This is a genomic window from Streptomyces sp. NPDC002911, assembly GCF_053591835.1.
This window is the reverse complement of record NZ_JBSFUO010000020.1, coordinates 50,591-73,418: the sequence shown is the minus strand read 5'-3', so window position 1 is coordinate 73,418 and position 22,828 is coordinate 50,591. Positions and strand designations below refer to the sequence as shown.

Annotated in this window: 20 protein-coding genes and 1 riboswitch; of the genes, 18 read left to right on the top strand and 2 right to left on the bottom strand. The window is 69.8% G+C overall.

Translation table 11 applies throughout. The annotated features are described in order from the left end of the window. Window positions 1-46: 46 nt before the first annotated feature. Window positions 47-1,033, bottom strand: a complete 987-nt coding sequence (gene galE / locus ACWD04_RS25345) for a UDP-glucose 4-epimerase GalE (RefSeq protein WP_451135590.1) — start codon at window positions 1,031-1,033, stop codon at window positions 47-49. A gap of 305 nt (window positions 1,034-1,338) precedes the next feature. On the opposite strand from galE, the gene ACWD04_RS25340 reads away from it, so the two are divergent. From ACWD04_RS25340 to ACWD04_RS25255, 18 genes are all read left to right on the top strand, one after another. After that, the gene (locus ACWD04_RS25340) at window positions 1,339-3,093 is read left to right on the top strand and encodes a DUF5941 domain-containing protein (protein WP_451135588.1); all 1,755 of its coding nucleotides are present in this window, start codon (window positions 1,339-1,341) and stop codon (window positions 3,091-3,093) included. Further along, a complete protein-coding gene (locus ACWD04_RS25335) occupies window positions 3,090-3,827 on the top strand; it encodes a phosphocholine cytidylyltransferase family protein (RefSeq protein WP_451135586.1) in 738 nt (245 codons plus the stop codon). The genes ACWD04_RS25340 and ACWD04_RS25335 overlap by 4 nt, the downstream gene beginning before the upstream one ends. After that, window positions 3,815-4,876 (top strand): iron-containing alcohol dehydrogenase family protein, encoded by a 1,062-nt coding sequence (locus ACWD04_RS25330; RefSeq protein ID WP_451135584.1) that lies wholly within the window; start codon window positions 3,815-3,817, stop codon window positions 4,874-4,876. Before ACWD04_RS25335 ends, ACWD04_RS25330 begins: the two co-directional genes overlap by 13 nt. Next, complete coding sequence (locus tag ACWD04_RS25325) at window positions 4,854-5,633, top strand: CDP-alcohol phosphatidyltransferase family protein (RefSeq protein ID WP_451135582.1); 780 nt, start codon at window positions 4,854-4,856, stop codon at window positions 5,631-5,633. Before ACWD04_RS25330 ends, ACWD04_RS25325 begins: the two co-directional genes overlap by 23 nt. Before the next feature lie 8 nt (window positions 5,634-5,641). Beyond that, window positions 5,642-6,514: a glycosyltransferase family 2 protein gene (locus tag ACWD04_RS25320; RefSeq protein WP_451135580.1), complete on the top strand. Its 873-nt coding sequence runs from the start codon at window positions 5,642-5,644 to the stop codon at window positions 6,512-6,514. Window positions 6,515-6,624: 110 nt separating this feature from the next. After that, on the top strand, window positions 6,625-7,554 hold the full coding sequence (locus tag ACWD04_RS25315; protein ID WP_451135578.1) for an ABC transporter permease: 930 nt from the start codon (window positions 6,625-6,627) through the stop codon (window positions 7,552-7,554). Then, window positions 7,547-8,332, top strand: coding sequence for an ABC transporter ATP-binding protein (locus ACWD04_RS25310; RefSeq protein WP_403999472.1), 786 nt, complete (start codon window positions 7,547-7,549; stop codon window positions 8,330-8,332). Before ACWD04_RS25315 ends, ACWD04_RS25310 begins: the two co-directional genes overlap by 8 nt. Window positions 8,333-8,759: 427 nt before the next feature. Continuing rightward, window positions 8,760-9,680, top strand: coding sequence for a squalene synthase HpnC (gene hpnC, locus ACWD04_RS25305; protein ID WP_451135575.1), 921 nt, complete (start codon window positions 8,760-8,762; stop codon window positions 9,678-9,680). A gap of 29 nt (window positions 9,681-9,709) precedes the next feature. Continuing rightward, window positions 9,710-10,630: a presqualene diphosphate synthase HpnD gene (gene hpnD / locus ACWD04_RS25300; RefSeq protein WP_451135653.1), complete on the top strand. Its 921-nt coding sequence runs from the start codon at window positions 9,710-9,712 to the stop codon at window positions 10,628-10,630. Window positions 10,631-10,745: 115 nt separating this feature from the next. Then, window positions 10,746-12,134, top strand: coding sequence for a hydroxysqualene dehydroxylase HpnE (gene hpnE, locus ACWD04_RS25295; RefSeq protein WP_451135573.1), 1,389 nt, complete (start codon window positions 10,746-10,748; stop codon window positions 12,132-12,134). After that, a complete protein-coding gene (locus ACWD04_RS25290; RefSeq protein WP_451135571.1) occupies window positions 12,131-13,234 on the top strand; it encodes a polyprenyl synthetase family protein in 1,104 nt (367 codons plus the stop codon). Before hpnE ends, ACWD04_RS25290 begins: the two co-directional genes overlap by 4 nt. Before the next feature lie 104 nt (window positions 13,235-13,338). After that, window positions 13,339-15,339 carry a squalene--hopene cyclase gene (gene shc, locus ACWD04_RS25285; protein WP_451135569.1) on the top strand — a complete coding sequence of 667 codons (2,001 nt, stop codon included), beginning with the start codon at window positions 13,339-13,341 and terminating at the stop codon, window positions 15,337-15,339. A gap of 4 nt (window positions 15,340-15,343) precedes the next feature. Next, window positions 15,344-16,006: a phosphorylase family protein gene (locus ACWD04_RS25280; protein WP_451135567.1), complete on the top strand. Its 663-nt coding sequence runs from the start codon at window positions 15,344-15,346 to the stop codon at window positions 16,004-16,006. Window positions 16,007-16,012: 6 nt separating this feature from the next. Further along, complete coding sequence (hpnH, locus tag ACWD04_RS25275; RefSeq protein WP_451135565.1) at window positions 16,013-17,032, top strand: adenosyl-hopene transferase HpnH; 1,020 nt, start codon at window positions 16,013-16,015, stop codon at window positions 17,030-17,032. A 103-nt stretch (window positions 17,033-17,135) separates the two neighbouring features. Beyond that, window positions 17,136-19,046 (top strand): 1-deoxy-D-xylulose-5-phosphate synthase, encoded by a 1,911-nt coding sequence (gene dxs / locus ACWD04_RS25270; RefSeq protein ID WP_451135563.1) that lies wholly within the window; start codon window positions 17,136-17,138, stop codon window positions 19,044-19,046. Further along, window positions 19,043-20,437, top strand: a complete 1,395-nt coding sequence (locus tag ACWD04_RS25265) for an aspartate aminotransferase family protein (RefSeq protein ID WP_451135561.1) — start codon at window positions 19,043-19,045, stop codon at window positions 20,435-20,437. Before dxs ends, ACWD04_RS25265 begins: the two co-directional genes overlap by 4 nt. A gap of 83 nt (window positions 20,438-20,520) precedes the next feature. Further along, window positions 20,521-21,141 carry a helix-turn-helix domain-containing protein gene (locus ACWD04_RS25260; protein WP_451135559.1) on the top strand — a complete coding sequence of 207 codons (621 nt, stop codon included), beginning with the start codon at window positions 20,521-20,523 and terminating at the stop codon, window positions 21,139-21,141. A gap of 104 nt (window positions 21,142-21,245) precedes the next feature. Next, window positions 21,246-21,419, top strand: coding sequence for a DUF6126 family protein (locus ACWD04_RS25255; RefSeq protein WP_451135557.1), 174 nt, complete (start codon window positions 21,246-21,248; stop codon window positions 21,417-21,419). A 9-nt stretch (window positions 21,420-21,428) separates the two neighbouring features. On the opposite strand, the gene ACWD04_RS25250 is transcribed toward ACWD04_RS25255, so the two are convergent. Next, window positions 21,429-22,253, bottom strand: a complete 825-nt coding sequence (locus tag ACWD04_RS25250) for a tyrosine-protein phosphatase (RefSeq protein WP_451135555.1) — start codon at window positions 22,251-22,253, stop codon at window positions 21,429-21,431. A gap of 415 nt (window positions 22,254-22,668) precedes the next feature. Then, window positions 22,669-22,827: riboswitch (cyclic di-AMP (ydaO/yuaA leader) on the top strand. Window position 22,828 lies beyond the last annotated feature (1 nt).

Genomic DNA, 22,828 nt, shown 5'->3' with positions numbered 1-22,828 from the left:
CCTGCGGAAACGATCGCAGGTCAGAGTGTCGCCGGAGTGCGTTCCCTCACTGTGCGGCGCGCGCCTCCGGGTGGCGCAGGCACCAGCCTTCCCAGGCCGACTCCACCATCTCGCGCATCCCGCGGCGTGCCGTCCAGCCCAGCTCTTCCGTCATCCGGGCGGCCGACGCGACCGCCCGGGCCGCGTCTCCGGGCCTGCGGGGCTCGATCACGGGTTCGGTGCGCAGGCCGGTGACCTCCCCCACCAGCTCCGCGAGCCGGCGCACCGATACGCCCTCGCCCCGGCCGATGTTCACCGTGAGGTCCCCGCCGTCCGAGCTCCTGTCCAGATGCCCGGCGACGGCGAGGTGCGCCTCCGCCAGGTCGGCGACATGGATGTAGTCGCGCACACAGGTGCCGTCCGGTGTCGGGTAGTCGTCACCGAAGATCCGCGGCGCCTCTCCCCGCGTCAGCCGGTCGAAGAACATCGGTACGACGTTGAAGACACCCGTGTCGGCCAGCTCGGGCGCGGCGGACCCCGCCACGTTGAAGTACCGCAGGCAGGCCGTCGACATGCCGTGCGCCCGCCCCGTCGCGCGCACCAGCCACTCCCCGGCGAGCTTGGTCTCGCCGTACGGGTTGATCGGCGCGCACGGCGTCGACTCCGTGATCAGCTCCACGTCCGGCACGCCGTAGACCGCCGCCGAGGAGGAGAAGAGGAAGCGCCGCACGCCGGCCGCGACCACGGCCTCCAGCAGTACGGAGAGCCCGGTCACGTTCTCCCGGTAGTAGAGCAGTGGTTTCTCGACGGACTCGCCGACCTGCTTCTTCGCCGCGAGGTGCACCACACCCGTGACGGCGTGCTCCGCCAGCACCCGGTCGAGCACCGTGCGGTCCGAGGCCGAACCTCGCACCAGCGTGACATCGGCGGGCAGCCGCTCCTCGATGCCTGTGGAGATGTCGTCGAGGACGACGACCCGTTCGCCGGCTCCCGTCATGGCCTTCGCCACATGTGCCCCGATGTAACCGGCCCCGCCTGTGATCAACCACGTCATGCAGGCCAGCTTATGCGCTGCGCGGACGCGGTTTGTGGGGTGAGGTGTTGATCGACGATGATGACCGCGAACGGCGCCGCATGATGGCCGATTCGCCCGAACGGAGCACAAACGGGCGGTGAACTCGGTCTTCCGTTCATCCGATAGCCTCAGCCGACGTGCCGCCGGCCCACCTCCGGGCCGTTATGCCGCGCGCCGTTCCCGTCAGCACCAAGGAGTGAGTTCGTCTGTCGACCGCCATCCTCACCGGTGCACCGGTACCCGGATCGTCGCTCGAGAACGATCTGCGGTCGCTCGGCTTCGACGTGACTGCCGCAGCCGGTGCCTCCGAGGCCGCCGAACTGCTCGCCGCGGTCCCCGCCAGCAAGCGCGTCGCGCTCGTGGATCCCCGCTTCGTCGGCCACGTCCACGCCCTCAGGCTAGGACTCACCGACCCCCGTTTCGCCGCCGCGTCGATCCCCGGAGCGCTCACCGCGCAGCCCGAGGCCCGTCCCGCGCTGCTCCGTGCCCTGCGCAGGGCTGTGGCCGCAGGTGATGCCGGGAGCCCCGTCGCGTCTCCCGGTGCCGGACCCGTCACCGAGGACCGCACGGTGCCCGGCCGGCTGGCCGTGGCCCTGGACACGGAGGGCACCGCCGTGCAGCGCCCCGAGCTGGGTTCACTCACGGCCGTGGTGCCCACCGGGGCCGAGGAGCGGACAGCCGCACGGACCGCCGTAGCAGCCGTCGACGACGAGGCCGTACGGCTGCGCAGTGCGGTGAAGGCCCACGACGGCTTCTTCACCACGTACTTCATCAGCCCCTACTCCCGCTACATCGCCCGCTGGTGCGCCCGCCGGGGCCTCACCCCGAACCAGGTCACCACCGCCTCGCTGATCACCGCGCTGATCGCGGCGGGCAGCGCGGCGACCGGCACCCGTGGCGGTTACGTCGCGGCCGGAGTGCTCCTGCTCCTCTCTTTCGTCCTGGACTGCACCGACGGACAGCTCGCCCGCTACTCGCTGCAGTACTCGACGATGGGCGCCTGGCTGGACGCCACCTTCGACCGGGCCAAGGAGTACGCGTACTACGCGGGCCTCGCCCTCGGCGCCGCCCGCGGCGGTGATGACGTCTGGGTCCTCGCGCTCGGCGCGATGGTCCTCCAGGCCTGTCGCCATGTCGTCGACTTCTCGTTCAACGAGGCCAACCACGACGCGGTGTCCAACACGAGCCCCACCGCCGCGCTCTCCGACAAGCTCGACAGCGTCGGCTGGACGGTCTGGCTGCGCCGGATGATAGTGCTGCCCATCGGTGAACGCTGGGCCATGATCGCCGTGCTCACCGCCGTGACCACGCCCCGGATCGTCTTCTACGCCCTGCTCGTCGGCTGCGCCCTGGCCGCCTGCTACACGACGGCCGGCCGGCTGCTCCGCTCGCTGACCCGCAAGGCGCAGCGCACCGACCGGGCAGCGGGAGCGCTGGCCGACCTCGCTGACTCGGGCCCGCTCGCCCAGGCAGCCGCCGCCGTACTCCGCCGCCCGGGCGGCGGCTTCAACGCCCCGCTTCTGGCGCTCGCCGGAGCGCTGGTGATGGTCGCCGCGGCTCTGTTCGCCCCCTACGGCGGCTGGCTGACCGCGGGCGCCGCAGTGGTGTACGCGCTCGTCTCCGGACTTGCCGTCTCGCGGCCGCTCAAGGGCGCGCTCGACTGGCTCGTCCCCCCGGTCTTCCGGGCCGCCGAGTACTGCACGATCCTCCTGCTGGCCGCCCGCAGTGACGTACCGCACGCCGTTCCCGCGGCGTTCGGCCTGGTTTCGGCCGTCGCCTACCATCACTACGACACGGTGTACCGCATCCGGGGCGGCACCGGAGCGCCGCCCCAGTGGCTGGTGCGCACCATCGGCGGGCACGAAGGCCGGACGCTGGTCGTGGCCGTCCTCGCCGCCGTACTGACCCGCAGTACAGATTTCACCACGGCTCTGACCGCAGTCGCGGTCGCCGTGGCTCTGGTGGTGCTCGTGGAGTCCATCCGCTTCTGGGTGTCCTCCTCAGCCCCCGCAGTACACGACGAAGGAGAACTCGCATGATCGGCCTCGTACTGGCTGCCGGTGCCGGACGCCGTCTGCGTCCTTACACGGACACGCTGCCCAAGGCCCTGGTGCCGGTGGACGGCGAGAAGACGGTCCTGGACCTGACGCTGGCCAACTTCGCGGAGGTCGGACTCACCGAGGTCGCGGTCGTCGTCGGCTACCGCAAGGAGGCGGTCTACGCCCGCAAGGCCGAGTTCGAGGCGAAGTACGGCGTGACTCTGACGCTCATCGACAACGACAAGGCCGAGGAGTGGAACAACGCCTACTCACTCTGGTGCGCGCGTGAAGTCCTGAAGAAGGGCGTCATCCTCGCCAACGGCGACACCGTGCACCCGGTCTCCGTCGAGAAGACCCTCCTGGACGCACGCGGCAAGGGCCAGAAGATCATCCTCGCCCTCGACACGGTGAAGAACCTCGCCGACGAGGAGATGAAGGTCATCACCGAGGGCGGCAAGGGCGTCCGGCGCATCACCAAGCTGATGGACCCGGCCACCGCGACCGGCGAGTACATCGGCGTCACGCTGATCGAGCCCGACGCCGCAGAGGAACTCGCCGACGCGCTGAAGGCCACCTTCGAGCGCGACCCCGACCTCTACTACGAGGACGGCTACCAGGAGCTCGTGAACCGCGGCTTCACGGTCGACGTCGCCCCTATCGGCGAGGTGACGTGGGTCGAGATCGACAACCACGACGATCTCGCCAGGGGCAGGGAGATCGCGTGCCTGTACTGACCCGCCTCATCCCGTCCCCGGTCGTCGTCGACATCCGGCGTGGCGCGATGGATGATCTGGCCGGTCTCCTTGCCGACCAGCGGATCTCCAATTCCGGCAGGCTCGCCGTCGCCATCAGTGGCGGCTCGGGACAGGCGCTGCGCGAGAAGCTCGCGCCGTTCCTGCCCGGCGCCGACTGGTACTGCGTGGCCGGCGGCAACATCGACTCCGCCGTGAAGCTCGCTGACGACATCAAGGGCAAGCGGTACGACGCCGTGGTCGGCCTCGGCGGCGGCAAGATCATCGACGTGGCGAAGTACGCCGCGGCCCGGGTCGGCCTGCCTCTGGTATCCGTCGCCACGAACCTTGCCCACGACGGTCTGTGCTCGCCGGTGGCGACGCTGGACAACGACAACGGGCGCGGCTCCTACGGCGTGCCGACGCCGATCGCGATGGTCATCGATCTTTCCGTCATTCGCGAGGCCCCGGTCCGCTTCGTGCGCTCCGGCATCGGTGACGCGATCTCCAACATCTCGGCGATCGCCGACTGGGAGCTCTCGCACCAGGTCAATGCCGAGCAGGTGGACGGACTGGCCGCCGCGATGGCCCGTACGGCCGGCGAAGCCGTTCTGCGTCACCCCGGAACCGTGGCCGACGACAAGTTCCTCACCGTCCTGGCCGAGTCGCTGGTGCTCTCCGGGATCGCGATCTCGATCAGCGGGGACACACGGCCGTCGTCCGGCGCCTGCCACGAGATCAGTCACGCCTTCGACCTGCTGTACCCGAAGCGCGCCGCCAGCCACGGCGAGCAGGTCGGCCTCGGCGCCTGCTTCGCCATGCACCTGCGAGGCGCGCACGAGGAGTCGCTGCACATGGCCTCCGTGCTGCGGCGTCACGGGCTCCCGGTGCTGCCCGACGAGATCGGCTTCACTGCCGACGAATTCGTGCGGGCCGTCGACTACGCGCCGCAGACGCGCCCGGGACGCTTCACGATCCTGGAACACCTCAACCTGTCCATCGACCAGATCAGGGACGCGTACGCCGACTATGCAAAAGCCATCCATAGCTGAACTCCGTCCGGTCGTGCACCCTCCGGGTGTGAAGGACCGGCGCAGTGGCGAGCACTGGGCGGGTCGGCTCTACATGCGCGAGATCTCGCTGCGCATCGACCGGCACCTGGTGAACACCAAGATCACGCCCAACCAGCTGACCTACGTGATGACCGTCGCCGGTGCGCTGGCGGCGCCCGCCCTGCTGGTCCCGGGCATCCCGGGTGCCCTGCTCGGCGTCCTCGCGGTCCAGCTCTACCTGCTGTTCGACTGCGTCGACGGCGAGGTGGCCCGCTGGAAGAAGCAGTACTCGCTGGGCGGGGTCTACCTGGACCGGGTGGCCGCGTATCTGTGCGACGCGGCGGTGCTGGTCGGCTTCGGCCTGCGTGCCGCCGACCTGTGGGGTCCGGGACGCATCGACTGGCTCTGGGCCTTCCTGGGGACGCTCGCCGCGCTCGGCGCCATCCTGATCAAGGCCGAGACCGACCTCGTCGGCGTCGCACGCCACCAGGGCGGGCTGCCGCCGGTCAAGGAGGCCGCGTCGGAGCCGCGCTCCTCCGGTATGGCGTTCGCCCGACGTGCCGCCGGAGCGCTGAAGTTCCACCGGCTGATCCTCGGTATCGAGGCGTCGCTGGTCATCCTCGTGGTGGCGGTCCTCGACGTGGTCCGGGACGACCTGTTCTTCAGCCGCCTCGCGGTCGCGGTCATGGCCGGCATCGCCCTGCTCCAGACCCTCCTGCACCTGGTGTCGATCCTGGCGTCCAGCAGGCTGAAGTGAGCTCACCCATGAAACTCGGCGCGGTCATCATCACCATGGGCAACCGACCCGAAGAACTGCGCGCCCTTCTCGATTCGGTCGCCAAGCAGGACGGCGACCGGATCGAGGTGGTCGTCGTCGGCAACGGTGCCCCGGTCCCCGACGTCCCCCCGGGCGTACGGACCGTCGAGCTGCCCGAGAACCTGGGTATTCCGGGCGGCCGCAACGTCGGCATCGAGGCGTTCGGTCCGTCCGGCGCCGATGTGGACGCCCTGCTCTTCCTCGACGACGACGGGCACCTGCCGAACACCGACACCGCCGAGCTCTGCCGGCAGGCGTTCGATGCGGACCCGAAGCTCGGCATCGTCACCTTCCGCATCGCGGACCCGGACACCGGCGTCACCCAGCGACGGCACGTGCCGCGGCTGCGGGCCTCCGACCCGATGCGCTCCTCCCGTGTCACGACGTTCCTCGGCGGCGCGAACGCCGTACGCAGCCGGGTGATCGCCGAGGCCGGCCCGCTTCCCGGCGAGTTCTTCTACGCGCACGAGGAGACCGACCTCGCATGGCGGGCCCTGGACGCCGGCTGGATGATCGAGTATCGCGCGGACATGGTGCTCAACCACCCCACCACCGCCCCCTCGCGACACGCGGTCTACCACCGGATGGTGGCCCGTAACCGCGTCTGGCTCGCCCGCCGGAACCTGCCCGCACCGCTGGTTCCCCTCTACGTCGGGGTCTGGCTGCTCCTCACCCTTGTCCGCCGGCCCTCCCTGCCCGCCCTCAAGGCATGGTTCGGAGGCTTCCGTGAAGGCTGGACCACGCCCTGCGGACCCCGGCGCCCGATGAGGTGGCGTACGGTGTGGCGGCTGACCAGACTGGGCCGGCCACCGGTGATCTGAGAGGCTTCTGTCTCTGAGACCATGAGCCGTATCCATTCCGTACGGGGTACCTGTCCGCCTTGGCCGCGCCTGCGACCGGCTGCGCATCGTGAAGACGAGAGTTCTTAACTGTGAGTGACACGACCCACGACGGCGGGATTGCGTTGAGCAGCCCGCCGTCCGCCGACGAGGGACTGAGCGCGTCCCAGCTGGCCGACAAGTACGGCTTGACGGTGAGCGGCGCCCGGCCCGGGCTGTACGTGTACATCCGGCAGCTCTGGGGCCGGCGGCATTTCATCCTGGCGTTCTCGAGGGCGAAACTGACCGCGCAGTACAGCCAGGCCAAGCTCGGCCAGCTGTGGCAGGTGGCCACACCGCTGCTGAACGCCCTGGTCTACTTCCTGATCTTCGGCCTGATCCTGGGCACCAGCAGGGGGATGAGCCAAGAGGTCTTCGTCCCGTTCCTGGTGACCGGAGTCTTCGTCTTCACGTTCACACAGAGCTCGGTCATGGCAGGGGTACGGTCCATCGCCGGCAACCTCGGCCTGGTCCGGGCCCTGCACTTTCCCCGGGCCTCGCTGCCCGTCTCGTTCTCGCTCCAGCAGCTCCAGCAGCTGCTCTACTCCATGCTCGTGCTGCTCGCCGTGGCGATGGGCTTCGGCAGCTATCCAAGGCTTTCCTGGCTGCTGATCATTCCGGCGCTGGCTCTGCAGTTCGTGTTCAACACCGGCCTGGCGCTGATCATGGCCCGGCTGGGCAGCAAGACCCCCGACCTCGCCCAGCTGATGCCGTTCGTCATGCGTACCTGGATGTACGCCTCGGGCGTCATGTTCTCGATTCCCGTGATGCTGGCGGACAAGCCGCAGTGGATCGCTGATGTGCTGCAGTACAACCCGGCCGCCATCTACATGGACCTGGTCCGTTTCGCACTGATCGACGGCTACGGCTCCGAGAACCTGCCGGAGCACGTCTGGGCCGTCGGGCTCGCCTGGGCGCTCGTGGTGGGCGTCGTGGGCTTCGTGTACTTCTGGAAGGCAGAGGAACGGTACGGCCGTGGCTGAGGAATCGTCCCAAGGACACATCCCCACCGTGATCGCGGACGACGTACACATCGTGTACCGGGTCAACGGCACGGGCGGCGGCAAGGGCAGCGCCACCGCGGCACTGAGCCGGATCATGCGCCGCGGCAAGGGCGAACCGCGTGGTGTGCGCAAGGTGCACGCGGTGCGGGGCGTGTCCTTCACCGCCTATCGCGGCCAGGCCATCGGGCTCATCGGCACCAACGGTTCGGGCAAGTCCACACTGTTGCGGGCCATCGCCGGCCTGCTGCCGACCGAGCACGGCAAGGTGTACACCGACGGCCAGCCGTCGCTGCTCGGTGTCAACGCCGCCCTGATGAGCGACCTGACCGGTGAGCGCAACGTCGTACTCGGTGGCCTCGCGATGGGCATGAGCCGCGAGGAGATACGCGCGCGGTACCAGGACATCGTGGACTTCTCCGGGATCAACGAGAAGGGTGACTTCATCACGCTGCCCATGCGGACGTACTCGTCCGGCATGGCGGCGCGCCTGCGGTTCTCGATCGCGGCAGCCAAAAACCACGACGTCCTCATGATCGACGAGGCGCTGGCCACCGGTGACCGTAAGTTCCGGGTCCGCTCCGAGGAACGGATCCGCGAGCTGCGCAAGGAGGCGGGCACCGTCTTCCTGGTCAGCCACAACAACAAGACCATCAGGGACACCTGTGACCGGGTGCTGTGGCTGGAAAAGGGCGAGCTCCTGATGGACGGTCCCACCGAAGAGGTACTGAAGGCCTACGAGCGGGAGACAGGCAAGTAACCGTCGCGTGCGTGTGGGCCCCGCCCGAGTGCAGCGGTGAGTGCCTCACGGTGTGCGGCTCCGTGGCGGGAAGGCACGCAGGCGCGGTAGAGGCCCCAGGGCGGATCTCCTCCCGGCGGATGACGTCAAGTGCCCTGCTTTTGGGGAAAGTTGACAGCGGTCGACGCGTTGCAGGAGGAGGTGCCGCACCCCGGCGCGGCCCTGGGAGCTGTGCAACGTAAGCTGTGACGGTGCTGATTCGCGGCCATGTGGGGTGATACGCCCCCGGCGCATCGCCCGTTGTGCGCATGTCGCACTCGGCCGGACGAGCGGCGTGTCCGAAAAGGGATGTTTTGGGTCGGCAGTGTAGAACGGGAGATATGACGGCAATGATGGAAAATCTCCAGCTCCGACGTGGTTTTGCCGTCCCCGCGTCGGGCGGTACGCGGTGACCCGTACCCAGCAGGCGCGCGCCGACGCCGCCGCAACCGCCACGCTCGACAAGGCCGCCGACGAGAACTTCCCCGTCGCCCCCTTCTTCCTGCCCCGTGCCTGGCGCGACGACCTGATGGCCGTCTACGGATTCGCTCGCCTCGTCGACGACATCGGTGACGGCGATCTGGCTCCGGGCGGCGCCGACGCCCGTCACCTCGGCCTCGATCCCGGGCAGAGCGAGGACCGGCTCGCCGCGCTGGATGCCCTCGAAGCCGATCTGCACCGTGTCTTCGCGTCCACCGGTGACGGCCCGCGCCACCCCCTGATGTGCGCCCTGCGCCCCACCGTGCGGCGCTGCGCGCTCACCCCCGAACCCTTCCTCGGGCTCGTCGAAGCCAACCGGCAGGACCAGAAGGTCCGCCGCTACGGGACCTACGGGGACCTGCTGGCCTACTGCGAGCTCTCCGCGAACCCCGTCGGCCGCCTCGTCCTGCAGATCACCGGCACGGCGAGCCCCGAACGGATCCGCCGCTCCGATGCCGTCTGTACCGCGCTGCAGATCGCCGAGCACCTCCAGGACATCGCCGAGGATCTCGGCCGTGACCGGATCTATCTGCCGGCCGAGGACATGGCCCGCTTCCATGTCGGCGAACCGGACCTGGCAGCACCGTCCGCAGGTGCGGCGGTACGCTCGCTGGTCGCGTTCGAGGCGGAGCGCGCCCGTGACCTGCTGGCCGAGGGTGTCCCCCTGGTGGGCAGCGTCCACGGCCGGCTCAAGCTGCTGCTCGCCGGATTCGTCGGCGGAGGACGGGCCGCCCTGGGCGCGATCTCGGCGGCGGGTTTCGACGTACTGCCCGGACCGCCCAGACCCACCGCGCCCAGACTGCTGCGCGAAGTGGGAGATGTTCTGCGAAGAGCGCACAGAGAGGGGTGAGCCGGACCGTGGAGGGACAGACGACGTACATGTCGGCACCGGTACAGGCCGCATACAGCTACTGCGAGGCCGTCACCGGACAGCAGGCCCGCAATTTCGCGTACGGCATCAGACTGCTGCCGCACGAGAAGCGGCAGGCCATGTCGGCGCTGTACGCCTTCTCCCGTCGGGTCGACGACATCGGCGACGGCGAGCTGGATCCGGAGACCAAGCACATCCGGCTGGAGGACACCCGGGGACTGCTCGGCCGGATCCGGGACAACGCCGTCGACGAGGACGACACCGACCCGGTCGCGGTCGCGCTGGCCGACGCCGCGCGCCGGTTCCCGCTGCCGCTCGGGGGCCTCGACGAGCTCATCGACGGCGTACTGATGGACGTACGTGGCGCGACCTACGAGACCTGGGGCGACCTGAAGACGTACTGCCGGTGTGTCGCGGGTGCCATCGGGCGCCTCAGCCTGGGCGTTTTCGGGACGGAAGCGGGTGCGCCCGGCGCCGAACGGGCCGCGGAGTACGCCGACACCCTCGGCCTGGCACTCCAGCTCACCAACATCCTGCGTGACGTCCGCGAGGACGCCGGCAACGGACGTACGTACCTGCCCGCCGACGACCTCGCCAAGTTCGGCTGTTCCGCCGGATTCCACCAGGCCACCCCGCCCCGGGGGTCCGACTTCGCGGGTCTGGTGCACTTCGAGGTCCGGCGCGCCCGGGCGCTCTTCGCCGAGGGCTACCGGCTGCTGCCCATGCTTGACCGCCGCAGCGGTGCCTGCGTAGCCGCCATGGCCGGCATCTACCGTCGGCTCCTCGACCGGATCGAACGCGATCCCGAGGCCGTTCTTCGCGGCAGGGTCTCGCTGCCCGGCCACGAGAAGGCGTACGTTGCGGTGCGAGGGCTGTCAGGTCTCGACGCGCGGTACATCTCACGGCGGACGGCCAGGGGGAGGGTCTGATGACGGGTCCGATCCGACGTGCGGGGCGGGCAACCCAGGACCGCCCCGACACGTCCCTGTCTGCGACGACGCGGAGTACGCCGCCGACCATGGCTGCACGGCGAAGGGAGCAGGCGTGACCGGCCGGAGCCCTTGGTCCTCCCGCGCGGTGGTCGTCGGCGGCGGCCTCGCCGGCGTCACCGCGGCGCTGCGCCTCGCCGACGCGGGGCTGGACGTGACCCTGCTCGAAGGCCGCCCCCGGATCGGCGGGCTCGCCTTCTCCTTCCGGCGCGGCGACCTGTCCGTCGACAACGGCCAGCACGTCTACCTGCGCTGCTGCACGGCCTACCGCTGGTTCCTGGACCGGATCGAGGGGGCTCACCTCGCCCCCCTGCAGGACCGCCTCGACGTGCCCGTGCTCGACGTGGGCCGGCCTGCTCGGCCGAGGCTCGGCCGACTGCGCCGCACCGGGCTGCCCGTCCCGCTGCACCTCGCCGGAGGGCTCGCCGCCTACCCGCACCTCTCGCTCGCGGAGAAGGCCGGTGTCGCCCGCGCCGCACTCGCGCTGGGCCGTCTCGACCCCGCCGACCCCGCGCTCGACGGCATCGACTTCGCCACCTGGCTCCGCCGCCATGGGCAGTCGCAGCGCACCATCGAGGCCCTCTGGGACCTGGTCGGCGTCGCCACGCTCAACGCGACCGCGCCTAACGCCTCCATGGCCCTGGCCGCGAAAGTCTTCAGGACGGGGCTCCTCACGGCACCGGGCGCCGCCGACATCGGCTGGGCCAGAGTGCCGCTCGGGGACCTACACGACACCCTCGCCCGCAAGGCACTCGAAACGGCGGGCGTGGCGATCCACCTGCGCACCCGGGCCGGTTCCCTCATCCGGGCCGAGGACGGCCGCTGGGCCGTCGAGACCGACGGCGGACGCTTCGACGCGGACACCGTCGTCCTCGCCGTGCCGCAGGGCGAGACCCACCGGCTGTTGCCCGAAGGGGCGCTCGAGGACCCCGGCCGGCTGCTCGACCTCACCGACGCACCGATCCTGAACGTGCACGTCGTCTACGACCGCAAGGTGCTGCGCAAATCGTTCTTCGCCGCGCTCGGCTCACCTGTGCAGTGGGTCTTCGACCGCACGGAGTCCTCCGGTCTCCAGGGCGGCGGGCAGTACCTCGCGGTGTCCCAGTCCGCGGCGCAGGACGAGATCGACCTGCCCGTCGCCGAACTGCGCAAGCGCTATGTGCCCGAGCTGGAGCGGCTCCTCCCGGCGGCGCGAGGGGCCGGGATCCGCGACTTCTTCGTCACCCGGGAACGCACCGCGACCTTCGCACCGACGCCGGGCGTGGGCCGCCTGCGGCCGGGTACGCACACCCGCGCCCCTGGGCTGTACCTGGCGGGAGCATGGACCGCCACCGGCTGGCCCGCCACGATGGAGGGCGCCGTCCGCAGCGGCCGCAGTGCCGCTGACGCCGCGCTCCAGGCCCTCGGCCGGCCACATGAACATCCGCTGCAGGAGGCGGCATGAGCAGTACCACCGGAACAAGAGGAGAGTCTGTGACCCCGGCGAATCCGGCTTACGACACCGTGGCGGACACCACGGACGTCACCGCGCTTCTGGAGCGCGGAAGGGCCCTGTCAGCGCCGGTGCTGCGAGCTGCCGTGGACCGGCTGGCGCCGCCCATGGACACCGTCGCGGCCTACCACTTCGGCTGGATCGATGCCCAGGGCCGACCGGCCGACGGGGACGGAGGCAAGGCCGTGCGTCCCGCGCTGGCCCTGCTGTCCGCGGAAGCTGCGGGCGCCCCGGCGGAGGCCGGGATCCCCGGAGCCGTGGCCGTCGAACTCGTGCACAACTTCTCGTTGCTGCACGACGACCTGATGGACGGCGACGAGCAGCGCCGTCACCGCGACACCGTATGGAAGGTGCACGGCCCCGCCCAGGCGATCCTCGTCGGCGACGCGCTCTTCGCACTGGCCAACGAGATCCTGCTGGAGCTCGGCACCGTCGAGGCCGGCCGGGCCGCCCGCCGGCTGACCACGGCCAGCCGCAAGCTGATCGACGGTCAGGCCCAGGACATCTCCTACGAGCACCGCGAGCGGGTCACCGTCGAGGAGTGCCTGGAGATGGAGGGCAACAAGACGGGTGCCCTGCTTGCCTGCGCCGTCTCCATCGGCGCCGTGCTCGGCGGAGCCGACGACCGTACCGCCGACATCCTGGAGGCGTACGGCTACCACCTCGGCCTCGCCTTCCAGGCGGTCGATGACCTGCTCGGGATCTGGGGCGACCCGGAGTCCACGGGCAAGCAGACCTGGAGCGATCTGCGCCAGCGCAAAAAGTCCCTGCCCGTCGTGGCCGCGCTCGCCGCGGGCGGCCCGGCCTCGGAGCGTCTGGGCGAGCTGCTCGCCGCAGACGCCAAGAGCAGCGACTTCGACAGCTTCTCCGAAGAGGAGTTCGCCGCCCGTGCGGCACTCATCGAGGAGGCGGGCGGCCGCGAGTGGACCGCCCAGGAAGCCCGCCGGCAGCACGCGGTAGCCATCGAGGCGCTGCACGGCGTCGACATGCCGGAACGAGTGCGGGCGCAGCTCACCGAGCTCGCCGACTTCGTCGTCGTACGAAAGAGATGATCACCATCCAGATATGACTCGCAGTCGCCGGCGGGCGCCCCACAGGGCGCCCGCCGACGGAGACCCCAGCACAGCAGAGGACCAAACTGCACGAAGGGGAAGCCATGACAGCGACGACCGACGGAAGCACCGGAGCCGCGAACCTCCGCGCAGCCTCGGCCAGCGATCCGACCGAATCAACCGACGCCGCGGACGACGCGTTCGCCGTCGCACGGCATGCCGCGGAACGCTCGGTGGAGCACCTCCTCGGCAGGCAGGACGCGCAGGGCTGGTGGAAGGGCGACCTCGCCACCAACGTCACCATGGACGCGGAGGACCTGCTGCTCCGTCAGTTCCTGGGAATCCAGGACCCTGACACCGTAAAGGCCGCGGCCCGCTTCATCCGGGGCGAGCAGCTCGGCGACGGCACCTGGAACACCTTCTACGAGGGGCCGCCCGACCTCTCCGCCACCATCGAGGCGTACGTCGCCCTGAGGCTGGCCGGAGACCGGCCGGACGACCCCCATATGATCCGCGCGGCCCGCTGGGTCAGGGAACAGGGCGGCATCGCCGAGTCCCGGGTGTTCACCCGGATCTGGCTCGCGCTCTTCGGCTGGTGGAAGTGGGACGACCTGCCGGAACTCCCACCCGAACTGATGTTCTTCCCGAAGTGGGTCCCGCTCAACATCTACGACTTCGGCTGCTGGGCCCGACAGACCATCGTGCCGCTCACCATCGTTTCCGCGAAGCGTCCCGTACGGCCCGCCCCGTTCACCCTGGACGAACTGCACACCGACCCGGCGTGCCCCAACCCGCCCAAGGCCACTGCTCCAGCGGCCAGTTGGGACGGCGTCTTCCAGCGGCTCGACAAGGCGCTGCATCTCTATCACACCGTCGCCCCGCGCAGACTGCGGCGCGTCGCCATGAACGCCGCCGCCCGCTGGATCATCGAACGCCAGGAGAACGACGGCTGCTGGGGCGGCATCCAGCCGCCCGCGGTGTACTCCGTCATCGCGCTGCACCTGCTCGGATACGACCTCGACCACCCGGTCATGCGGGCGGGACTCGACTCGCTCGACAGGTTCACCGTGTGGCGTGAGGACGGCGCCCGCATGGTCGAGGCCTGCCAGTCCCCGGTCTGGGACACTTGTCTCGCGACCATCGCGCTCGCCGACGCGGGGGTGAGACCCGACCATCCGGCGCTCGTGAAAGCGGCCGACTGGATGCTCGGCGAGGAGATCGTGCGGCCCGGCGACTGGTCCGTACGCAAGCCCGAACTGGCCCCGGGCGGCTGGGCGTTCGAGTTCCACAACAACAACTACCCGGACATCGACGACACCGCCGAAGTCGTCCTCGCGCTGCGCCGCGTCAACCACCCCGACCCCGCCCGGGTCGAGGCGGCCATCGAACGCGGAGTGCGCTGGAACCTCGGCATGCAGTCACGGAACGGCGCCTGGGGAGCCTTCGACGCGGACAACACCAGCCCGTTCCCCAACCGGCTTCCCTTCTGCGACTTCGGTGAGGTCATTGACCCGCCGTCGGCCGATGTCACCGGACATGTGGTGGAGATGCTGGCCGTCGAGGGGCGGGCGCACCATCCCCGTACCCGCCGGGGCGTCGAGTGGCTGCTCGCCGAACAGGAGTCGAACGGCGCGTGGTTCGGCCGGTGGGGTGTCAACTACATCTACGGGACAGGCTCCGTGGTGCCCGCGCTGATCGCGGCCGGGCTGCCGGCGGCGCACCCCTCGGTGCGGCGGGCCGTCGACTGGCTGAACTCCGTCCAGAACGACGACGGAGGCTGGGGCGAGGACCTGCGCTCCTACCGGGAGGAGAAATGGATCGGCCACGGCAGCTCCACCGCCTCCCAGACCGCGTGGGCGCTGCTCGCCCTCCTGGCCGCGGGGGAGCGGGAGAGCAGGTCCGTGGAGCGAGGAGTCGCCTGGCTCGCGGACACCCAGCAGGCCGACGGTTCCTGGGACGAACCGCATTTCACCGGGACCGGTTTTCCCTGGGACTTCTCCATCAACTACCACCTGTACCGGCAGGTCTTCCCTCTCACCGCGCTGGGCAGATACGTGTACGGCGACCCCTTCGCCCACGTTGCCGGAACCGGCAAGGGGGCCTGAGCAGATGGGTGGTGCGCAGGAGCCGCCCGGTCCCACCACGCCGCTGCTGATCGCCTGCGCCCTCGGCATCGAGCGCTTCGCCCTCCGTACGGGAAGGAGGGGCGGCGGCGTGCAGGGCCCCGGCCCGGTGAGCATCATCAGGTCGGGGATGGGCCCCCGGGCGGCGGAGGACGCCGTCCGGGTCGCCCTGGGACAGGAGGGGGCCGGAGGCGCGGCGGTCATCGCCTCCGGCTTCTGCGCCGGGCTGGAACCCGGTATGCACCCGGGTGATCTCGTGGTGGCCGAGGAGACCCGGGACACCGGCGGCACCACGGCCTGCACCGGCACCGGCCTGCTGGTCGAAGCACTGGTCAGGGCCGTACCCGGACGCACGGTCCACACCGGCCCGCTGAACGGCTCCGGACACGTCGTCCGGGGCGCGGAGCGGGCCGGCCTCCGGGCCACCGGTGCCATCGCGGTGGACATGGAGTCCGCCGCCACGCTCCGCACCGCCGTGCGGACAGGACCACGCCCTGTTGCCGCCGTACGGGTGGTCGTGGATGCTCCAGAGCATGAGCTCGTCCGTATCGGCACGGTCCACGGTGGAATATCGGCATTCCGCGTTCTTCGTGCCGTGCTCCCGGCATTTCATGAATGGCACCGATCTTTGCTGCTCCCCAGGAGGTGAGCCCAGATGGCCATGCCGCTCCGCCAGTCCATCAAGGTTGCGACGTATCTCTTCGAACAGAAGCTCCGCAAGCGGGACAAGTTTCCGCTGATCGTCGAGCTGGAGCCCTTGTTCGCCTGCAACCTGGCGTGCGAGGGCTGCGGGAAGATCCAGCACCCGGCCGGAGTGCTCAAGCAGCGCATGCCGGTCGCGCAGGCCGTCGGGGCGGTGCTGGAATCAGGCGCCCCGATGGTCTCCATCGCCGGTGGCGAGCCGCTGATGCACCCGCAGATCGACGAGATCGTGCGGCAGCTGGTGGCGCGGAGGAAGTACGTCTTCCTCTGCACCAACGCCATGCTGATGCGCAAGAAGCTCGACAAGTTCACTCCGTCGCCCTACTTCGCCTTCGCCGTGCACATCGACGGACTGCGGGAGCGGCACGACGAGTCGGTCGCCAAGGAAGGCGTCTTCGACGAAGCGGTGGAGGCCATGAGGGAGGCCAAACGACGCGGCTTCCGGGTGACGACCAACTCCACCTTCTTCAACACCGACACCCCGCAGACGGTCATCGAGGTGCTGAACTTCCTCAATGACGAGATGAAGGTCGACGAGATGATGATCTCGCCCGCCTACGCCTACGAGAAGGCCCCCGACCAGGAACACTTCCTGGGTGTCGAGCAGACCCGCGAGTTGTTCAAGAAGGCCTTCGCGGGCGGCAACAGGAGCCGCTGGAGGCTCAACCACTCTCCGCTCTTCCTCGACTTCCTCGAAGGTAAGGCCGACTTCCCCTGCACGGCCTGGGCGATCCCCAACTACTCGCTCTTCGGCTGGCAACGGCCCTGCTATCTGATGAACGACGGGTACGTCCCCACCTACCGGGAGCTCATCGAGGACACCGACTGGGACAAGTACGGCCGCGGCAAGGACCCGCGCTGCGCCAACTGCATGGCGCACTGCGGGTACGAGCCCACCGCGGTACTCGCCACCATGGGGTCGCTGAAGGAATCCCTGCGAGCGGCCCGGGAGACCATCGGCGGGAACCGCTGATGCCATGAGCACGCATCCGGACGACAGGAAGAGGCCGGGGCCCCACCGGGGGTTCCGGCCGTGACCGTGAGCCGAGAACAGGACCAGGGAGAAGGGCCCGGGCGTGACGCTGCTGGATTCCATCAAGGGGCCGCAGGATCTCAAGGCACTGAGCCCACCGGAACTCGGTGCGCTCGCCGAGGAGATCAGGACCTTCCTCGTCCGGTCGGTGGCGAGGACGGGCGGTCATCTCGGCCCCAACCTCGGGGTGGTCGAACTCTCCATCGCCCTGCACCGGGTCTTCGACTCACCCGTGGACCACATCCTGTGGGACACCGGGCACCAGCACTACGTGCACAAGCTGCTGACCGGGCGGCAGGACTTCTCCAGGCTGCGCGGCAAGGGCGGCCTCTCCGGCTACCCCTCCCGCGCGGAGTCCGGGCACGACGTCATCGAGAACTCCCATGCCTCCACCGTGCTCGGCTGGGCGGACGGCCTCGCCAAGGCCGACGAGGTGCTGGGGCGCCGGCGCCGTGTGGTGGCGGTCATCGGCGACGGGGCCCTCACGGGCGGCATGGCCTGGGAGGCCCTCAACAACATCGCCGCGGCCCGGGGCCGCCCCCTGATCATCGTGGTGAACGACAACAAGCGCTCGTACGCCCCCACCATCGGCGGCCTCGCCGATCACCTCGCCACACTCCGGACCACCGACGGCTACGAGCGCTTTCTGGCCTGGGGCAAGGGAGTACTCCAGCAGACGCCGGTCGTCGGACAGCCGTTGTACGGGTCGCTGCACGGCGCGAAGAAGGGCTTCAAGGACACCTTCGCACCGCAGGGCATGTTCGAGGACCTGGGCCTCAAGTACGTCGGTCCGGTCGACGGCCATGACACCGCGGCGGTCGAGTCCGCGCTGCACCGGGCCAAGCGCTTCCACGGCCCGGTACTGGTGCACTGCATCACCGAGAAGGGCCACGGCTATCCGCCGGCCCTGGCCGACGACGCCGACCGCTTCCACGCCGTCGGCAGCGTGGACCCGCTGACCTGTGAACCGCTCGTGGTGCCCGCCGCGGCGTCCTGGACCTCGGTGTTCGGCGACGAGATCGTGGAGATCGGCGCCGAGCGCCCGGACGTCGTCGCGATCACCGCGGCGATGCTGCATCCGGTCGGGCTGACCCGGTTCGCGGAGAAGTTCCCCGACCGTATCTGGGACGTCGGGATCGCCGAGCAGCATGCGGCGGTCTCCGCCGCAGGGCTGGCCACCGGGGGGCTGCACCCGGTCGTCGCCGTCTACGCGACCTTCCTCAACCGGGCCTTCGACCAGTTATTGATGGACGTCGCCCTGCACAGGTGCGGGGTGACGTTCGTCCTGGACCGGGCCGGTGTCACCGGGGTGGACGGTCCCTCGCACAACGGCGTGTGGGACATGTCCGTACTCCAGGTCGTCCCGGGGCTCCGGATCGCCGCTCCGCGCGACGCCGACCGGCTGCGTGAGGAACTGCGCGAGGCCGTCGACGTCGACGACGCGCCGACGGTGGTCCGGTTCCCGAAGGAGTCGGTGGGGGAGCCGGTCCCGGCCGTCGGGACGGTCGGCGGGATGGACGTCCTGCACCGGGCACCGGACCCCGACGTCCTGCTGGTGGCCGTAGGGGCGCTCGCCCCGCTCTGTCTGCAGACAGCGGACCTGCTCGCCGGAACCGGAATCCGCTGCACGGTCGTCGACCCGCGCTGGGTCAAACCGGTCGACCGTCAGCTGCCCGCGCTCGCCGCACGGCACGCGCTGGTGGCGGTCGTCGAGGACAACAGCCGGGCGGGCGGAGTCGGCTGGGCCGTCGGACAGGCGCTGCGGGACGCCGACGTCGACGTACCGCTGCGGACGTTCGGCATCCCCGAGGCGTTTCTCGCGCATGCCGCACGGGGTGAGGTATTCGCGGAGATCGGGCTCACGCCGGTGGAGATCGCCGGACGCATCAGCGCGGCGCTGGAGCGCCGCACGGCAGCGGGAGAGCGGACCTTGCCGAAGGAGAACGGGGCATGAAGGACGAACGGCCGGGCTTCGATCTGGCACGGCTCCTCACGGAACGAGGCGCTGAACGCTACGAGCTGCACACCAGGCACCTCAATCATCAGCTGCCGCGGATGCTCCACACCCTCGGTTTCGACAAGGTCTACGAGCGTGCGCAGGGCGCGTACTTCTGGGACGCGGAGGGCAACGACTACCTGGACATGCTCGCCGGCTTCGGTGTGATGGGGCTCGGCAGGCACCACCCCGTCGTACGCCAGGCGCTCCACGACGTGCTGGACGCCTCCCTCGCGGACCTCACCCGCTTCGACTGTCAGCCGCTGCCCGGGCTGCTGGCCGAGAAGCTGCTGGCGCACAGCCCGCACCTGGACCGCGTGTTCTTCGGCAACAGTGGCACGGAGGCGGTCGAGACCGCCCTGAAGTTCGCCCGGTACGCCACTGGCAAGCCGCGGATCCTCTACTGCGACCACGCCTTCCACGGGCTGACGACCGGCTCGCTCTCCGTCAACGGCGAGAAGGGCTTCCGGGACGGCTTCGCGCCCCTGCTGCCCGACACGGCCATCGCTCTCGGCGACCTCGACACGCTCCGGCGCGAACTGGAGCGCGGTGATGTGGCCGGGCTGATCGTGGAACCTGTCCAGGGCAAAGGCGTCCACGCCTCACCACCCGGTTTCCTGCGGGAGGCGCAGGAGCTGCTGCACCGGCACAAGGCCGTGCTCATCGCCGACGAGGTGCAGACCGGGCTCGGCAGGACCGGCGACTTCTACGCGTATCAGCACGAGGAGGGCGTCGAACCCGATCTGCTCTGTGTCGCCAAGGCGCTTTCCGGCGGGTACGTCCCGGTCGGCGCGACGCTCGGCAAGGACTGGATCTTCAAGCGCGTCTACTCGTCCATGGACCGGGTCCTGGTCCATTCCGCGAGCTTCGGAGCCAATGCCCAGGCCATGGTGGCCGGGCTCGCCGTTCTCGCCGTCATGGAGCAGGAGGAGACCGTCGCGAACGCCCGTCGCACCGGGGATCTGCTGCGCGAACGGCTCGCCGCCCTCGTGGGCCGCTACGAGCTGCTGCACGAGGTGCGCGGGCGCGGGCTGATGATCGGGATCGAGTTCGGCAGGCCCTCGTCCCTCAAGCTGCGCAGCCGCTGGACGATGCTGCAGGCGGCCCGCAAGGGTCTCTTCGCGCAGATGGTGGTGGTGCCGCTGCTCCAGAAGCACCGGATCCTCACTCAGGTCTCCGGTGATCATCTGGAGGTGATCAAGCTGATCCCGCCGCTGGTCATCGGAGAGCCGGAGGTCGACCGCTTCGTGACCGCCTTCACCGCCGTCATGGACGACGCGCACAGCGGCGGCGGGCTGATGTGGGACTTCGGCAGGACACTGGTGAAACAGGCCGTCGCCAACCGCTGATGGCCCGCCGCCGGAGACTCAGCCAGGCTTGCCTCTGAGGCAAATTATTTGCCTCAGAGGAAAAGTCCTGGCCCAATGGAGGTATGAATCCTCCTGACGGTGGGGTGCCCGACGAGATCCCGGGGATCGCGCCACGCCTGCGCGATCTGCGCCGTAGTCGTGGTCTCACCCTGGAGGCCGCGGCCGGCCGGGCCGGACTCTCCCCGGCCCACCTCTCCCGGCTCGAGACGGGCCGGAGGCAGCCCTCGCTGCCGATGCTGCTCGGCCTGGCCCGTGTCTACGGTACGACCGTCTCGGAACTTCTGGGCGAGATGCCGCCCGAACGTGACGCGATCATCCGCGGCGGCCCGCTCGACGGCGCGCCGGGCGGAGCCGGGGCGGGTGGCTGGCTCTACCGGCAGGCGGGCGGATCGGGCCGTGCCATGCAGGCGCTGCGCGTCCGCGTCCCGTACGGGACCGAGGGTGATCTCGTACGCGTCCACCCGGGGGAGGAGTGGCTGTACGTCCTCGACGGCCGGCTGCGGGTGGTGCTCGGCGAGACCGTGCACGACCTCGATCCGGGCGACAGCGCGCACTTCGACTCGCTGACCCCGCACCGGATCGCGGCGCTCGACACCGGTGGGGCGCGCCTGCTCTTCGTCCACACACTGCTGCAGAGCCCCGCCGCCGAGCTGTGCCTTGGCAGCGGGATCCACCGGCTCTGATCCGGCACGCCCTCACCGGGCGCCCCTGCGGGGCGTCCCCACCGGGCGCCCCACCGGGCACCCCTTCGTCACCCCGGCCCCAGTGGCCGGAAGAGAGGACTGTCATGTCCGATTCGGAGTACTACGACCCGCTCACCCCGCGCAGGCCGAAGAGTGCGGACACCCAGGAGCGGCGAATGCCCCGCGGTGTCGTGATCCGGCTCTTCGCCTATCTGGTGGCCGGACATGTCGTCGCGGCCTTCCTCTTTCTCCTGTTCACCGTGGCCGGCAAGGGCTGAGTCCCGGCGTCACGCGCCCTCGACGAGGCGTTCACGCAGCTTCGCCCGGGTCTCGTGGCTGATCTTCAGCCCTTCGAGGATGTAGCGGTCCGTGCTGCCCCATATCTCCTCGATGGCGGCGAAAGCCGCGTCGAGGTACTCGACATGGGCACCGAAAAGCGGATTGAGCAGCTCCATCACCTCGTCGGACATGCCTGCCGACGAGGTGTCGCTGCGCCGCACCCTGTAGCGGCGGTGCGCGTCGTTCGACTTGAGGTAGTCGGCCTCGATGGCCTCCCTCTCGACGCCGACCGCGAGAAGCGAGACCGCGACCGACAGGCCTGCCCGGTCCTTGCCCGCAGCACAGTGCATCAGCGCCGGCACACTGTCCTCGGCCAGCGCGTGCAGGACGCGGCTGTGTTCGGCGGTGCGGTCCTTGATGATCGAGCGGTACGAAGCGATCATCCGTTCCGTTCCTCTGCCGTCGGCCAGGATCGAGCGGAGCTGCTGAATGTTCCCGTCGCGCACCAGCCGCCAGAACTCCGCGCCGTCGGCCGGGTCGGAGAGAGGAATGCTGACATTCCGGACGCCGGGCAGCTCTACGTCATGACCGTCGAGCTTGTGGTCGGCGGCGTTGCGGAAGTCGAAGATCGTGTGCAGGCCGAGCCCGGCGAGGAAGGCGGCGTCGGCCTCGGTGGCGTGGGCGAGGTGGCCGCTGCGGTAGAGGCGCCCGTACCGGACGGTGCGGCCGTCCGCGGTCGGAAGCCCGCCGACATCGCGGAAGTTGCGGACGCCGGCCAGACTGACGTCCGTCGGGTCGGGGCCGGCCGGCGGGACCGCTGGCAGCTGCGTCACAAGGACTCCTGAGTGTCGGGCGTCGGCGCCGCTCGCCGACGGGGGCACGTCCGCGACGATACGACATGGCTGCACCAGGCAAACCGTCCATGTCGCCGTGACGTCGGCCCGCCCGATGAGTCGACGTCCGCGTCATGTCCGTATTGGTCTATTTAGTGGAACATGCCCTGCTTGTGGGGTAGATGGGCTCAGGCGGGTGAGCGGGATCATATCCGTGACCGTGCGTGGTGAAGAGCCCAGGGGGTATTCCGGACGCTGCGCGGAAAGCCAAGATCTGTAATCCACGGAGTGTGACGGGAATTTCGTGCCAGAAATGAAGCGTCGATTCCGGTTCGCAATGCGCGGCTTGTTCGCAGCGTCCCGGCTCGCTTACGGTCACGGTCAATCCGGACGGAACGCCTAATCCTGCCGCCGCCCGGAATCCGCACCGACTCACGTGTGGCAGGAGCGGGGGAACCAGGTAAGCCGCCGGCCGGAGGGATCCGGTACGGCTCGGGGTTAAGTTGCGCACGGCGCGGCCGGGCATCTCCAGTCCGAACCCGACAGCTCACCTCGTAGGCGACGGAGAGGAATTC

Coding starts and splice junctions, on each gene's coding strand:
- ACWD04_RS25335 (WP_451135586.1), top strand. CDS start 3,090: ATGATCGGCCTCGTACTGGCTGCCGGTGCCGGACGCCGTCTGCGTCCT.
- ACWD04_RS25280 (WP_451135567.1), top strand. CDS start 15,344: ATGGGTGGTGCGCAGGAGCCGCCCGGTCCCACCACGCCGCTGCTGATC.
- ACWD04_RS25325 (WP_451135582.1), top strand. CDS start 4,854: ATGCAAAAGCCATCCATAGCTGAACTCCGTCCGGTCGTGCACCCTCCG.
- galE (WP_451135590.1), bottom strand. CDS start 1,033: ATGACGTGGTTGATCACAGGCGGGGCCGGTTACATCGGGGCACATGTG.
- ACWD04_RS25260 (WP_451135559.1), top strand. CDS start 20,521: ATGAATCCTCCTGACGGTGGGGTGCCCGACGAGATCCCGGGGATCGCG.
- hpnD (WP_451135653.1), top strand. CDS start 9,710: ATGTCGGCACCGGTACAGGCCGCATACAGCTACTGCGAGGCCGTCACC.
- ACWD04_RS25255 (WP_451135557.1), top strand. CDS start 21,246: ATGTCCGATTCGGAGTACTACGACCCGCTCACCCCGCGCAGGCCGAAG.
- ACWD04_RS25320 (WP_451135580.1), top strand. CDS start 5,642: ATGAAACTCGGCGCGGTCATCATCACCATGGGCAACCGACCCGAAGAA.
- ACWD04_RS25265 (WP_451135561.1), top strand. CDS start 19,043: ATGAAGGACGAACGGCCGGGCTTCGATCTGGCACGGCTCCTCACGGAA.
- shc (WP_451135569.1), top strand. CDS start 13,339: ATGACAGCGACGACCGACGGAAGCACCGGAGCCGCGAACCTCCGCGCA.
- hpnH (WP_451135565.1), top strand. CDS start 16,013: ATGGCCATGCCGCTCCGCCAGTCCATCAAGGTTGCGACGTATCTCTTC.
- ACWD04_RS25290 (WP_451135571.1), top strand. CDS start 12,131: ATGAGCAGTACCACCGGAACAAGAGGAGAGTCTGTGACCCCGGCGAAT.